At 71.1% G+C, this 13,459-nt stretch carries 11 protein-coding genes, 2 tRNA genes and 1 pseudogene; 6 read left to right on the top strand and 8 right to left on the bottom strand.

All coding sequences use genetic code 11. The annotated features are described in order from the left end of the window. From G6023_RS15945 to G6023_RS07400, 3 genes and pseudogenes are all read left to right on the top strand, one after another. Positions 1 to 259, top strand: a pseudogene (locus tag G6023_RS15945) (hypothetical protein); the annotation flags it as partial. Continuing rightward, positions 256 to 1,860, top strand: coding sequence for an MDR family MFS transporter (locus G6023_RS07405; protein WP_132061037.1), 1,605 nt, complete (start codon positions 256 to 258; stop codon positions 1,858 to 1,860). The pseudogene G6023_RS15945 and the gene G6023_RS07405, both read left to right, overlap by 4 nt. Positions 1,861 to 1,980: 120 nt before the next feature. Further along, a complete protein-coding gene (locus tag G6023_RS07400) occupies positions 1,981 to 2,931 on the top strand; it encodes an acyl-CoA thioesterase (protein WP_182634768.1) in 951 nt (316 codons plus the stop codon). Between the two features lie 111 nt (positions 2,932 to 3,042). On the opposite strand, the gene G6023_RS07395 is transcribed toward G6023_RS07400, so the two are convergent. The 3 genes from G6023_RS07395 to gltX all read right to left on the bottom strand — a co-directional run bounded on the left by G6023_RS07395 (position 3,043) and on the right by gltX (position 4,831). Then, a tRNA-Glu gene (locus tag G6023_RS07395) sits at positions 3,043 to 3,115 on the bottom strand. A 53-nt stretch (positions 3,116 to 3,168) separates the two neighbouring features. Beyond that, positions 3,169 to 3,240: transfer RNA gene (locus G6023_RS07390), tRNA-Gln, on the bottom strand. Between the two features lie 106 nt (positions 3,241 to 3,346). Further along, the gene (gene gltX / locus G6023_RS07385; RefSeq protein WP_067718220.1) at positions 3,347 to 4,831 is read right to left on the bottom strand and encodes a glutamate--tRNA ligase; all 1,485 of its coding nucleotides are present in this window, start codon (positions 4,829 to 4,831) and stop codon (positions 3,347 to 3,349) included. Positions 4,832 to 4,959: 128 nt separating this feature from the next. Between gltX and G6023_RS07380 the strand changes: the two genes are divergently transcribed. Further along, positions 4,960 to 6,090, top strand: coding sequence for an isochorismate synthase (locus tag G6023_RS07380; RefSeq protein WP_182634766.1), 1,131 nt, complete (start codon positions 4,960 to 4,962; stop codon positions 6,088 to 6,090). 28 nt (positions 6,091 to 6,118) lie between these two features. Here G6023_RS07380 and G6023_RS07375 read toward each other — a convergent pair whose 3' ends face one another. The 5 genes from G6023_RS07375 to serA all read right to left on the bottom strand — a co-directional run bounded on the left by G6023_RS07375 (position 6,119) and on the right by serA (position 12,232). Then, positions 6,119 to 6,913 carry a fumarylacetoacetate hydrolase family protein gene (locus G6023_RS07375; protein ID WP_182634764.1) on the bottom strand — a complete coding sequence of 265 codons (795 nt, stop codon included), beginning with the start codon at positions 6,911 to 6,913 and terminating at the stop codon, positions 6,119 to 6,121. A gap of 10 nt (positions 6,914 to 6,923) precedes the next feature. Next, positions 6,924 to 7,643 carry an exonuclease domain-containing protein gene (locus G6023_RS07370; protein ID WP_119192420.1) on the bottom strand — a complete coding sequence of 240 codons (720 nt, stop codon included), beginning with the start codon at positions 7,641 to 7,643 and terminating at the stop codon, positions 6,924 to 6,926. Further along, the gene (locus G6023_RS07365; protein WP_182634761.1) at positions 7,643 to 9,505 is read right to left on the bottom strand and encodes a putative nucleotidyltransferase substrate binding domain-containing protein; all 1,863 of its coding nucleotides are present in this window, start codon (positions 9,503 to 9,505) and stop codon (positions 7,643 to 7,645) included. Before G6023_RS07365 ends, G6023_RS07370 begins: the two co-directional genes overlap by 1 nt. A 97-nt stretch (positions 9,506 to 9,602) precedes the next feature. Further along, positions 9,603 to 10,622 carry a 3-isopropylmalate dehydrogenase gene (locus G6023_RS07360; RefSeq protein WP_182634759.1) on the bottom strand — a complete coding sequence of 340 codons (1,020 nt, stop codon included), beginning with the start codon at positions 10,620 to 10,622 and terminating at the stop codon, positions 9,603 to 9,605. Between the two features lie 17 nt (positions 10,623 to 10,639). Then, positions 10,640 to 12,232, bottom strand: a complete 1,593-nt coding sequence (serA, locus tag G6023_RS07355) for a phosphoglycerate dehydrogenase (RefSeq protein WP_067718235.1) — start codon at positions 12,230 to 12,232, stop codon at positions 10,640 to 10,642. Between the two features lie 149 nt (positions 12,233 to 12,381). Between serA and G6023_RS07350 the strand changes: the two genes are divergently transcribed. Together G6023_RS07350 and G6023_RS07345 are read left to right on the top strand one after the other, a co-directional pair. Next, positions 12,382 to 13,047 carry a hypothetical protein gene (locus tag G6023_RS07350; RefSeq protein ID WP_182634757.1) on the top strand — a complete coding sequence of 222 codons (666 nt, stop codon included), beginning with the start codon at positions 12,382 to 12,384 and terminating at the stop codon, positions 13,045 to 13,047. Then, positions 13,044 to 13,459: FAD-dependent oxidoreductase (locus G6023_RS07345; protein ID WP_182634755.1), on the top strand; the 416-nt coding region annotated here is incomplete at its 3' end. The genes G6023_RS07350 and G6023_RS07345, both read left to right, overlap by 4 nt.

The following is a 13,459-nucleotide window of genomic DNA, read 5'->3' as shown; positions in this document are numbered from 1 at the left end:
GCTGGCCGGGGTGGCGGTCGAGGCCGAGGCCCGGGCCTGCGTGGCCCTGGTCGCGGCATCGGCGAACCTCGGGCTGTCCGCGTGGCTCGCCCGCGACTCCGCCACCTTCGAGGACCTCGACGGTGACTGCGCCACCGCGCTGCGGCAACTCGCCCTGCTCGCGGGGGCACCCGACACCACGGCACCCGACACCACCGCACCCCCCGCCACGGCGCCCACCGCACCCTCCGCCTCACATCCCGCCGGGAGTCCCGCATGAGCGAAACCGATATCCGCACTAGCGCGCCCTCCCCCGGCGCCGATTCGGGAACCACGACCTCCGCGGCTCCGGCGCCGGTGACCCACAACGTGCCGCTGGTGTTCACCTCCCTGCTGCTCGGGATGCTCATCGTCTCCCTGGGCCAGATGATCTTCGCCACGGCACTGCCGACCATCGTGGCCGACCTCGGTGGGGTCGACCGGATGAGCTGGGTCATCACCGTCTACCTGCTCACCATGACGATCGGCCTGCCGGTCTACGGCAAACTCGGCGACCAGATCGGCCGCAAGCCGCTCTTCGTGACCGCGATCCTCCTGTTCTCGGCGGGCTCTCTTCTGGGCGCGGTCGCGTGGGACATCGACCTGCTCATCGTGGCCCGCGCGATCCAGGGCCTCGGTGGCGGTGGTCTCATGGTGCTCTCCCAGGCGATCGTCGCCGACGTCGTCCCCGCCCGGCAGCGCGGCCGGTACATGGGCGTGCTGGGCGCCGTCTTCGGACTGTCCTCCGTTCTGGGCCCCCTGCTCGGCGGGTTCTTCACCGAGGGCCCCGGCTGGCGCTGGGCCCTGTGGTTCAACCTCCCCGTGTGCCTGGTCGCCCTCGTCGTGGCCGTGGTCTGGCTCCGCCTGCCGAATCGTGGCGCCGGTCGACGAACCGACTGGCCCGGCACGGTCCTCATGGCCACCGGCACCACCGCTCTGATCCTCATCTCCTCCTGGGGCGGTAACCGGTACGACTGGACGGACCCGATGATCCTCGGCATGGGCGCCCTGTTCGTCGTGTGCGCGGTCGCGTTCGTCCTGGTCGAGTTGCGCTCGGAACACCCGCTGATCCCCATGACGCTGTTCGCCGAGCGGAACTTCTCGCTCTCGACCGGCGCCGGGCTCCTGGTCGGTGTCGCGATGTTCGGCTGCATGGCGTACCTGCCCACCTACATCCAGATGGTCCACGGGCTCGGCCCCACCGCCGCCGGACTGATGATGACGCCGATGATGGCCGGCATGATGGGCACGTCCATCATCGTGGGCAACATCGTCAGCCGGACCGGCCGTTACAAGTGGTACCCGGTGGTCGGCACCGTGATCATGGCCGCGGGCCTGTGGCTCATCGGTTCGCTGGAGGCCGGAGACACCCTGGTGCACCTGGGCGTGGTGCTGTTCGTGTTCGGCTTCGGTCTCGGATTGTGCATGCAACTGCTCGTGCTGATCGTGCAGAACACCTTCCCGATCACGATGGTCGGCACCGCCACGGCGTCCAACAACTTCTTCCGCCAGATCGGCGGCACCATGGGTTCGGCGATCGTGGGTTCGCTGTTCGTCAGCCGGCTCGCCGATCTCATGGGCGAGCGGGTCCCCGCCGCGGCCGCGGAACTCGGTCCCGAGGGCGCCGCGGTGGCCGAGACCTTCTCGAACGGTTCGGGTGCGGCCAACTCCATGAGCCCGGAGATCCTGGCCGCGTTGCCCGGGCCCCTGCACGACGCGATCGTCAGTTCCTACAACGACGCGTTGGTGCCGATCTACCACGTCGTGGTGCCGCTCATCCTGGTCGCCACGGTGCTGCTGCTGTTCGTGCGCGAGGACACCCTCAAAGAGACGGTGGACTGATTCTCCTCCCACGCCCCCACGTCCCGGCTCACCGTCCGTCGGCGCGGGGGTGAGGAGTCCGTCACGGAATCCGTACGCGCGGCAACCGTCCCGTCACGCGCCGTCACTAGCGTGCGGAGCGTGACCACACCTCGTCAGACCGTCCTGCGGTTCCTCGCTGCGCCCACCGATGTCGGCACGGGCACGCAGGTGCACACCGGCCGCATCCTCGAGTGGATCGACAAGGCCGCCTACGCCCTGGCGGCGGGGTGGTCCGGCGGATACGCCGTCACCGCCTATGTCGGGAACATCCGCTTCTCCCGCCCGGTCGTCTCCGGCGAACTCATCGAGGTCTCGGCCCGACTCGTCCACACGGGTTCGACGTCGATGCACATCCAGTGCGACGTCCGGGCCTGCGATCCCGTGACGCTCGACTACCGGCACTGCGCCGAGTGCCTCGTGGTCTTCATCGCCGTCCGCGACGGCGCGCCCACCCCCGTACCTCCCTGGACGCCCGCGTCCCGCCTGGAGGTCCACGAGTCCGACGAGGCTGTCATGCGCATCGGGCTGCGCAAGGACATCGAACGGGCGATGGCGGAGCAGACCTATTCCGCCGCGGGCACAGCGCCTCGTTCGACCCTGCGGTTCCTCGCGGCACCCGGGGACGTCAACTGGGGCGGCAACGCGCACGGCGGGCGCATCATGTCCTGGATCGACGATGCGGCGAACCTCTGCGCCACCCGGTGGTCGGGTACCCCCTGCACCTCGGTGTACGCCGGCGGTGTCCGGTTCTACCACCCGGTGAAGATCGGCCACGTCGTGGAGGTCGAGGCCCGTCTGCTGCACACGGGTCACGAGACCATGCACGTCTCGGTCCATGTGAGCTCCGGAGAGGCCACCTCTCCGGAGAGGACGCTCACCACCCACTGCCTGACCGTCTGTGCGGCACTCGGGCCGGACGGTAGACCCACCCCGGTGCCCCGGTGGGCCCCGGGGTCCGCCGAGGACCACGCACTGGACGAGCACGCCCGCCATCTCATCCGCCTCCGGGGGCGGGGCAGGGTGACCGGGCCGGTCCGGGCCCCGGCCTGAACGGCGACCGGCATGCGGGGGGCCGACGGCCGGCCGCGACCCTGGACTCCGCCCCCGTCCCCCGCAACGAGGAAGGCGCCCGGAGCGTTGTGCTCCGGGCGCCTTCTGCTGTACCCCCGATGGGATTCGAACCCACGCTACCGCCGTGAGAGGGCGGCGTCCTAGGCCGCTAGACGACGGGGGCTAGGACACGGATCCGCGTGGGATCCGCTGTAGCGAGCGCTGCGACGCGCTCAGCTGGCCTACCAGGACTCGAACCTAGAACGACGGTACCAGAAACCGCTGTGTTGCCAATTACACCATAGGCCACTGCATTCACTTTTCCGCCCCTCGCGGGGCGCCTCGAAGAGACTATCAAACCACCGAGGGTGAATAGCAAATCGCCTGGTCAATCCGTCTGTTTCCGGACCCCGAGCTAGTCGGCGACGGGCGCGGACCTAAGCCGCGACAGTGTGGCCTGCCGACCGAGCAGCTCCAACGACTCGAACAGCGGCGGCGAGATGTGCGATCCCGTGACCGCCACCCGCACGGGCCCGTAGGCCTTGCGCGGCTTGATGCCCAGGTCCTCCACCAGCGCGCCGGACAGTGCGGCCTCGATGGCCGGGGTCGTCCACTCCTCGACTGCTTCCAGCGCCGCGATCGCCGCGTCCACGACCTCTCGGGACTCCGCTTTGAGGTTCTTGGCCGCAGACTGGGCGTCGACGGTGAACCCGGCCTCGTCCACGAGGAGGAACCGGATGAGCTTCCACGCATCCGACAGGACGACGATGCGGGTCTGGAGGAGATCTGCCACGATCGCCCACCGCTGGGCGTCGAAACTCTCCGGCAGGGTCACTCCGTCCTCGTCGGGGTGCGCGACGAGGTACTCGCGCAGGCGGCGGGCGAACTCCTCGGCCGGCAGCTGCCGGATGTGCTCGGCGTTGATCGCGTCGGCCTTCTTCTGGTCGAAGCGGGCCGGGTTGGCGTTCACCTGGCGCACGTCGAACGCCTCGACCATCTCCTGCAGGGAGAACACGTCGCGGTCATCCGACAGCCCCCACCCGAGCAGGGCCAGGTAGTTGAGCAACCCCTCCGGCAACATCCCGCGGTCGCGGTGGAGGAACAGGTCCGACTCGGGGTCACGCTTGGACAGCTTCTTGTTGCCGTCGCCCATGACGAACGGCAGGTGCCCGAACGCGGGGACGTCATCCGCCACCCCGATCCGCATCAGGGCACGGTAGAGGGCGATCTGTCGGGGGGTGGAGCTGAGCAGATCCTCGCCCCGGAGGACGTGGGTGATCTTCATCAGTGCGTCGTCGACCGGATTGACCAACGTGTAGAGCGGGATCCCGTTGGCCCGCGTGAGCGCGAAGTCCGGCACGGTGCCCGCCCTGAACACGGTCTCCCCGCGGACCAGGTCGTCCCAGGCGAGATCCTCGTCCGGCATCCGCAACCGGATCACCGCGCCGCGCCCCTCGTCACGGAACGCCTGCTTCTGGTCCTCCGTGAGGCCGCGATCGAACCCGTCGTACCCGAGTTTGGGGTCCCGCCCGGCGGCCCGGTGGCGGGCCTCGACCTCCTCGGGGGTGGAGAACGACTCGTACGCCTCCCCCGCCTCGACCAGCCTGCGCACCACGTCCAGGTGCAGATCGCGCCGCTCGGACTGGCGGTACGGCGCGTACGGGCCACCCACCTCGGGGCCCTCGTCCCAGTCGAGGCCCAGCCACCGGAGGGCGTCGAGGAGCGACTGGTACGACTCCTCCGAATCCCGGGCGGCGTCGGTGTCCTCGATGCGGAAGACGAACGTGCCACCCGTGTGCCGGGCGTGGGCCCAGTTGAACAGGGCCGTACGGACGAGACCCACATGGGGTGTGCCGGTGGGGGACGGACAGAAGCGGACGCGGACGTTCGAGGCGGTCATGGAGCCCATCCTAGTGACGGTCCCGGCTCGCACCCCCGGCGAGGACCGGCCTAGGATCGGCGGGTACCCGTGGCCGCCGTCCGAGGAGGCGCGATCCACGCAGGAGTCCGAATCGAGGGAGGCGTGCCGTGGCGTCTGGGCACCAACCCGACGTCGCACGCCCGGTGACCGCCCCGGACTTCCTGCTGTCCCGTCCGACCGGCTCGCTGCGCACCCAGGGTGCCCTGAACTCGTTCACGGATCCGGCGGACGCGGCCCTGGCCCTGCGGTCCGGCGCCAGTGGACTGATCGTGGGCGCGATCGGTTTCGAGCCCGACGCGCCCGCGGCCCTCGTCGAACCCGACGTGGTGGTGCGCGTCGACGGCCCACTGGAGCCCCCCGCCTACTTCCGCCGGATGCGCACCCGCACCCACGTCACCCGGGAGATCCCCACGTCCTCGGAGCACCGCGCCAGGGTGTCGACCGCGATCGCGGGGGTGCGCTCCGGCGAGATCGACAAGGTGGTGCTGGCCAGGGCGGTCCGGCTGTCGGCCGATCAGCCCATCGACCCCCACGCCGTGTGCGCAGCACTCATCGACTCCAGCCCGGCGGCGGACGGCTACCTCGTCGACCTCTCCCCCGCCGGCGGGGTCCACGCCGGGCGGGTCCTGGTGGGCTCGAGCCCCGAACTCCTCGTCCGCCGCCGCGGCGATCTGGTGGAATGCCACCCGCTGGCCGGCTCCGCGCCCCGCTCCACCGACCCTGTCGCGGACCAGGCCGCGGGCCGCGCCCTGCGGGCGTCGGGCAAGGACGCCTCGGAGCATGCCTTCGTGGTGGAGTCGCTGGCACGGGCCCTGGAACCACTGTGCACGGATCTGGAGATCCCGGACCGCCCCACTCTCACGTCCACCCGCGAGATGTGGCACCTCGGGACCCGTATCCGGGGCCGTGTCGCCGACCCCCGCACCACCTCGCTGGACCTCGCCCTCGCCGTGCACCCCACGCCGGCGGTGTGCGGGACACCGACGGACGAGGCCCGGAGGCTCATCGCCGCGATAGAAGGGGAACGGGGATTCTACGCCGGGGCCGTCGGGTGGTCGGACGCCGGCGGAGACGGCGACTGGATGGTCACCATCCGGTGCGCCGAGATCGACGCGGACCGGTCGGGAGCGATCGCCTGGGCCGGCGGCGGCCTGGTCGCGAACTCGCAACCCGACGACGAGGTCGCCGAGACCGGCGCCAAACTCCGCACCATCCTGAGGGCGTTCGGAGCGTCCTAGAGCGATGGTCGGCGCCGGTCGCCCGGACCTACCGGTCGACGACGGGGTTCGTCAGCGAGCCGATGCCCTCGATCTCGACCGTCACACGGTCGCCGGGCAGCATCGGGCCGACCCCTGCCGGGGTACCCGTGAGGATCACATCGCCGGGAAGGAGGGTCATGACCCGGCTGACGTACTCGACGATCTCGCCGACGGTGTGCATGAACTGGGAGGTGTTGCCGTCCTGCCGCACCTCGGACGTGCCGTCGGGGTGGGTGAGGGTGACCCGGACGTCGAGCCCGTTGGGGTCCAGGTCGGTGACGATCCACGGACCCAGCGGGCAGAAGGTGTCGTACCCCTTGCCCCGCGTCCACTGACCGTCCGAGAGCTGCTGGTCGCGGGCGGTGACGTCGTTGGCGCAGGTGTAGCCGAGGATGACCTCGTGGGCCCGCGCGGCGGCGACGTCCCGGCACGGCTGCCCGATCACCACGGCCAGCTCGCCCTCGTGGTCGACCCGCTCCGAACTCGGCGGGTAGGCGATCGATGCCTCGGGGCCGACGACCGACGTGTTGGGCTTGAGGAAGATCAGGGGCTCGGCCGGGGCCTCCGACCCCATCTCCTCGGCGTGGTCGGCGTAGTTCTTACCGACGCACACGATCTTGGAGGCCAGGATCGGGGCGAGCAGACGCACGTCGGCCAGCGGCCATACGCGGCCGGTGAACTGGGGGGTACCGAAGGGGTGCTCGGAGATCTCGGCACAGGTCAGCGAGGACGGGTCGGACATGTCTCCGCGGACCTCGACGAAGGCGAAACCCTGCGGGTGGGCGATACGGGCGAGACGCATACCCGCGATCCTAGGCGGTCCGCAGGTCCCGCAGCGTCCGCGCCCCACGGTCGCGGAGCTCGGTGACCTGTGCGAGGTACAGCTCGGCGCAGGCGAGGGCGTCGACCAGCGGGTCGTGTGCGCGGTACTGCGGCAACCCGTACCTCTCGCGAGCACCCCAGAGCCGCAGCCTCTCGGGCGACGGGTCGGCGGTGAAGCCCATGTCGACGCCCCCGCCCAGGACGCGCCGGTGCAGTTCCAGGGTGTCGACGGACTCCAGTGGTGGCCGGATGCCGAACGTGCGCCGACACAACGCTCGCAGGAAGTCGACCTCTATCGGGCAGTAGTGCGCGACCAACACCCGCCCGGTCAGAGCCGTGAACACCCGGTCCAGGACGTCCTCGACATCCTCCCCGGTGGCCATCGTGTCGTCCGTGAGTCCGTGCACGGTGGCACTCTGCCCCACCCCGTCGTCGTCGTCCGGACCGTGATCGGGACGCAGCAGAACCGATCCCGCTCCGCCCAGGACGATCCGGTCCCCGTCGACGGGGACGAACCCCACCGCCAGGACCCGGTCGTGCCGGGGATCGAGCCCGGTGGTCTCGACGTCCACCGCGAGGAGGGACAGGTCCTCGAGCGGAGTGGTCGGATCCGGCGGCGGTGTCTCCAGAAATCGCCGCAGTGGCCCGTCGGGGGCCCGGCGGGCGGCACTCCTCCGGCGGCCGGCCGCGGTCAGCCGTGGCAGGACCATCACATCTGCCCGACCCGGTATCGGATCTGCAGCGCGCTCTGCGCTCCCGCGATGATCCGGAACGCCGCCCGGAGCCGATGGCGGTCCTTGGTTCCGAGGGTCGACGGGTCCACGTTGTTGTCGAGGTCCGAGTGCTCCTGGATCTGACGTGCGTGGTGGCGCAAGGCCAGCCCGCGCAGGAACCGGAACGCCTCGATGAGGTTCTCCGCGTCCGAGCGGGCGATCACCCCGGCGCTCGCCGCCGCGTCGAGACGGCCGAGCGTCGATACCTCGTCCAGCCCCGCGGACAGGGCGTACAGACGCGCGATCTGGACGACGGGCGCGATCCCCCCGGCCTTGAGGTCCAGGGTGTTGCGGTACTCGCCGCGGCGTGCGACGACGAGCCCGCGGAGGAAGCCGAGCGGCGGTTGCCACTCACACGCGATCCGGGCCAGATGCGCCTGGAAGCGCGGGCTGCCCTTCGAGCGGAGGAGCATCTCGCGCTGGACGCGGACGGCGAGTCCGCTCTCACCGTGGACGGGACGGAGATCGAAGAACACCTGGCTGTGCAGCACCGCATCGGCCTCGGGGGCCCCGACCCAGTCCCGTACCGTCCCCTCCCACTCCGCGCAGGTCCGCCGCCACCGCGGGTTGGTCGCCATCACCCCACCGGGACAGAACGGGAAGCCCGCCCGGTCGAGACCCGTGCAGACGCGGTCGGCGAGCTCCGCGAAGTAGTCGTCGGAGCCGGCGACCTCGTGTGCCCCGTCGTCGAGGATCAGCGCGTTGTCCTGGTCGCTGGACACCCCGAGCTCACCCCGGGCCTGGGAACCGAGTCCCACCCAGCAGTACGGCACGGGAGGCGGTCCGAGGTCGGCCTCCGCCAGCGCGATCAGGCGGCGCGTCGCCGCATCGGCGGTGGCGGTGACGACCCGGCCGATATCCCGCGGCGTGGTGCCCCGCCGGACGAACTCGCCGACCAGCGGTAGCAACCGGGCGGACAGTTCCGCCACGGTCTCGGTGTCGGGGGCCCGCGAGATCCGCGCGGCCAGATAGACCGGGTCGGACTGCGCCAGGCGCAGCAGGTCCCCGCTCGTGACCATCCCCGCGGGGGCACCGGCCTCGCACACCGGCAGGTGATGGACGCCGCGTTCGATCTGGAGCAGGGTCGCGTCGAACGCGCGGGTCCGGGCGTCCACCGACACCGGGTCGTGGGTCATGATCGTCGACACCGGCGCCGCGGTGTCGCCACCAACCGCGACCACCTTCGAGCGCAGGTCGCGATCGGTGAAGATGCCGACCACGCGTCCGTCCTCCACCACCAGCAGCGCGGAGACGCGCTCCCGCGACATGATCTGCGCCGCCTCGAGGATGGTGGTCCCGGGCTCGGTGGTGACCGCGTCGCGGGTGAGGAGATCCCCCACCGGTGTGCTCAGGGGGTCTCCCCCGGCCGCGGCGACCCGGGCGGAGGCGAGGTCCTGGCGGATCCGATCACTCCGCGCACCGAAAAAGTCGCGGATCCCGGGGTGGGCGGCCGCGAGCTCGTCGAACACCTCGCGCGGCATCTCGAGTAGCAGAGTGTCCGCGACGGCCTCCATGCGGTACCGCGACGGGCCGGAACCGGTCAGCGTCGAGTAGCCGAAGCAGTCACCCTCGTCGCGCGCGTCGAGCAGGACACCGTCCGGGTCGCACACCTCGACGGCGCCCGTGCGGATGATGTGGAGGGTGTCGTTCGCGTCCCCCGCCTCCAGAATGACGGTCCCCCGCCGGTGGTAGCGCTGACTGAGCCTCGCGGGCAGGCGGTCGAGCACCTCTCCGGGCAGCTCGTCGAAGGGGGCACAGCGCGCGAGGAAATCCCTGACCTCGGCGAGTTCGACGTCCATGCCACCACTGTGGACGCCGACGGCCCGCGGTGTGATCACTTCTCGCGATTCACACCCGCGGGCCGGGGTCCGGACGTGGGGTCAGCGGGGCGGTGGTCTAACCGCTGACGGCCGCGACGATCCGGTCGCCCACCTCGGAGGTGACGATCGGGGCGTCGCCGCGCGAGCCGAGGTCGGCCTCGACGGCCTCCTCCACGCGATCGGCCTCGGCCGTGTGACCGAGGTGGCGCAGCAGCAGTGCCACGGACAGGATGGCGGCGGTGGGGTCCGCCTTGCCCTGTCCGGCAATGTCCGGGGCCGAACCGTGGACGGGCTCGAACATGGACGGGTTGGTCCCAGAGGCGTCGATGTTGCCCGACGCCGCGGTGCCGATGCCTCCGGTGACCGCGGCCGCCAGGTCGGTGATGATGTCGCCGAAGAGGTTGTCGGTGACGATCACGTCGAACCGGGACGGATCGGTGACCATGTAGATGGTGGCGGCGTCGATGTGGCAGTAGTCCACCTCGACCCCGGGGAACTCCGGAGCCACCTCGTCGACGGTGCGCTGCCACAGCCCACCGGCGTTGACGAGCACGTTGGTCTTGTGGACCAGCGTGAGCTTGTTGCGCCGCGACTGCGCACGGGAGAACGCGTCGCGGACCACGCGCTCCACGCCGTACCGGGTGTTGACCGAGGTCTCGGTACCGATCTCGTGCGGTGTCCCCACACGGATCGCACCGCCGTTACCGGTGTAGAGCCCCTCGGTGCCCTCGCGGACGACGACGAAGTCGATCTCGCCCGGGTCCTTCAGCGGGGTGGCCGACCCGGGGAAGAGCCGGGAGGGCCGCAGGTTGACGTGGTGGTCGAGTGCGAACCGCAGCGGGAGCAGCATGCCCCGCTCGAGCACGCCGGCCGGCACGGAGCGGGGATCACCGATGGCGCCCAGCAGGATCGCGTCGTGGCCTCTGAGGCTCTCCACGTCCGCGTCCGTCAGGGTCTCGCCGTTGCGGAGGTACCGGCGCGCGCCGAGGTCGTATTCGGTCTTCTCGACACCGGGGATCAGCGCGTCGAGCACCTTCAGTGCCTCGGCCGTGACCTCGACGCCGATACCGTCGCCGGGGATGACTGCGAGCTTCATGATGTCGTCGTCCCCGCTCAGACCAGGTTGATCTGGGTCGCGGTGGCGTCGAGCTCGGAGACGATCCGATCGACGGTCGGCTCGGCGACCGTGCGGTCGACCCGCAGGATCAGCGACGCGCCCTCGCCGGAGGCGTCCTGGCTCAGTGCTGCGGCCTGGATGTCGATGCCCTCCCCGCCGAGGATGGAGCCCACCTTGCCGAGCACGCCCGGGCGGTCGGAGTAGTGGACGAACAGGTTCTGGCCCTCGGCGCGCAGGTCGAACCCGCGCTCGTTGATCCGGACGATCTTCTGCACCTGATCCAGGCCGGCCAGCGTGCCGGTGACATCGGCCGACGCGCCGTCCGCGGCCACGGCCGTGACGGTGACGGTGCTGCGGTAGGACTTGGACTCGCTGTGGGTCTCCACCGAGTGGGTGACCCCCCGCTGCTCGGCCATTTGGCCGACGTTGACGAAGGTCGCGGGCTCGTCGGTGATCGCGGAGAACATGCCGCGCAGGGCGGCCAGCCCGAGGACGTCGACCTGCTCGGATGCGAGCTCGCCGGCGACGTCGATCCGGACGGTCGTCGGGATACCCGGGCACAGGTGGCCGGCGACCAGTCCGAGCTTGCGGACGAGGTCGAGCCAGGGTGCGACCTCGTCGCCGACGGGACCACCGGTGACGTTGACGGCGTCGGGGACGAACTCCCCGCGCAGGGCGAGCAGCACACTGCGGGCGACGTCGGTGCCGGCGCGGTCCTGCGCCTCGCTGGTGGAGGCGCCGAGGTGCGGCGTGACGACGGTGTTCTCGAGCTCGAAGAGCGGCGAGTCGGTGCACGGCTCGGTGTCGAACACGTCGAGCGCCGCGGAGCGGACCTTGCCGGACTTCAGGGCGTCGACGAGCGCGTCCTCGACGATCAGACCGCCGCGGGCGGCGTTGACGATCACGACGCCGTCCTTGGCACGGGCCAGCCGCTCGGCGTCGAAGAGACCGGCGGTCTCCTTGGTCTTGGGCAGGTGCATCGTGATGATGTCGGCGCGGGAGACCAGCTCGTCGATGTCGACCAGCTCGATTCCCAGCTGCGCCGCGCGGGCGGCGGGCAGGTAGGGGTCGTAGGCGATGAGGTTGGTCTCGAAGGCGGCGAGTCGCTGCGCCACGAGCTGGCCGATGCGGCCCAGGCCCACGACGCCGACGGTCTTGCCGAGCAGCTCGACGCCGTTGAAGGAACTGCGCTTCCAGGTGTGCTCGCGCAGGGTGCGGTCCGCGGCCGGGATCTGGCGGCAGGCGGACATGAGCAGCGCGACCGCGTGCTCGGCGGCCGAGTGGATGTTGGAGGTGGGCGCGTTGACCACCATGACGCCGCGCTCGGTGGCGGCGGGGATCTCGACGTTGTCCAGGCCGACGCCCGCGCGCCCGATGATCTTGAGGTTCGGCGCGGCGGCGAGCACCTCGGCGTCGACGGTGGTGGCCGAGCGCACGAGCAGCGCGTCGGCGTCGGCGACCGCCTCGAGCAGCTTGGGGCGATCCGGGCCGTCCACCCAGCGGACCTCCACGGCGTCGCCGAGCGCGTCGACGGTCGACTGGGCGAGCTTGTCGGCGATGAGGACGACGGGCCGTCCGGATGCTGTCACAGTGGGTTCTCCTCGGTGTCAATTCGGGCACGGCCAGTCTAGGGCACCTGTCACCGGCGTCGAGCAGTGGCCGGTACGCGCCCGGACGCCTACCGTGACGGGGGTCGGCGACCCGCCGTGACCACCGCCACGCGACGAACGGAGCACCGATGCCCCGCACTCCCCGGTCGGCCCAGCCGCCGGTCCGCTTCCCCGATCCCTGGCTGCCGGTGCTGGCACCGGCACGCGGCCCGTCGGCGGTGGCGATGTATCTGCGGGCCCACCTGTACGGCGCCGCGGTGGGCCGGAGCGTCCTGGACCGCTGCATCAGTGCGGTCGATCCGGAGGACCGGGTCCGGTTGGTTCCGCTGCGCCGGGAGTTCGAGGAGGAGATCGACACCGCCTCCCGCCTGTTGGCGGTGCTGTCACCGTTGGGGACCCCGGGTCGTCGTCTGGTGCGGTGGTCCGCCGCGGTCAGCCTCACCGCACTGCCGGTGGGCCCGGTGGTGCGCGATCCTCTGGCCCGGCTCGCCGTCCTGGAGGCGCTGCGCACCCTCGTGGTTGCGAAGCGCTCGATGTGGGAGTTGCTCGCCGCGTCGTGGGTCGCGGACGGCCCGGCGTCCGCTGCCGGGAGGTCCGGAGCGGAACCCGACGTCAGCAACGACGACAACTGCGACGACGATGACAGCAGCGACGACGAAGACAGCGGCGACGACGACGAACCCGGCGGTCCCGGCACCGGCCGGCTGCTGCGGGGACTGGCCGACCAGGCCCGGTCACAGGAGGACCTGCTGGAGCAACTGCGACGCACCTACGGTCTGGCGGTCTTCGAATGAGCGCGGCGGGGACCGTACGTGCGGACGTCGTCGTGGTGGGCTCCGGCCCCAACGGCCTGGCCGCCGCGCTGCTGTGCGCGAGGGCCGGGCGCCGGGTGGTCGTGCTGGAGGCACAGGAGACCATCGGTGGCGGGTGCCGAACCCTGCCGATGGGCGATATCGCGACCGGCATCCCGGAGGACCTGGCGGACGGGCTCCTGGTGAACCCGTGTTCGGCCGTGCACCCCATGGCGGCGGCCTCCCCGTTCTTCCGCGGGTTCGACCTTCCGGCCCACGGGGTCGAGATGGTCACACCCCCCGTCCAGCTGGCTCACGCACTACCGGGCCGCGACGCGATCGTGGTGCCCGCGGCCCCCTCCCCCGCCGCCCTCGCCGAGGGCCTGGGGTCGCGCGCCGAGGCGGACCGGTGGTG

Origin of the sequence: Dietzia sp. DQ11-71, assembly GCF_014144995.1 — a bacterium.
Taxonomy (GTDB): domain Bacteria; phylum Actinomycetota; class Actinomycetes; order Mycobacteriales; family Mycobacteriaceae; genus Dietzia; species Dietzia kunjamensis.
This window is presented reverse-complemented; position numbering and strand designations above follow the sequence as displayed.

Excerpts from the sequence above, each read along its gene's own strand:
- G6023_RS07405 (WP_132061037.1), top strand. The coding sequence starts at position 256 with ATGAGCGAAACCGATATCCGCACTAGCGCGCCCTCCCCCGGCGCCGAT.
- gltX (WP_067718220.1), bottom strand. The coding sequence starts at position 4,831 with ATGACCGCCTCGAACGTCCGCGTCCGCTTCTGTCCGTCCCCCACCGGC.
- G6023_RS07375 (WP_182634764.1), bottom strand. The coding sequence starts at position 6,913 with ATGCGTCTCGCCCGTATCGCCCACCCGCAGGGTTTCGCCTTCGTCGAG.
- G6023_RS07370 (WP_119192420.1), bottom strand. The coding sequence starts at position 7,643 with ATGGTCCTGCCACGGCTGACCGCGGCCGGCCGCCGGAGGAGTGCCGCC.
- G6023_RS07365 (WP_182634761.1), bottom strand. The coding sequence starts at position 9,505 with ATGGACGTCGAACTCGCCGAGGTCAGGGATTTCCTCGCGCGCTGTGCC.
- G6023_RS07360 (WP_182634759.1), bottom strand. The coding sequence starts at position 10,622 with ATGAAGCTCGCAGTCATCCCCGGCGACGGTATCGGCGTCGAGGTCACG.
- G6023_RS07350 (WP_182634757.1), top strand. The coding sequence starts at position 12,382 with ATGCCCCGCACTCCCCGGTCGGCCCAGCCGCCGGTCCGCTTCCCCGAT.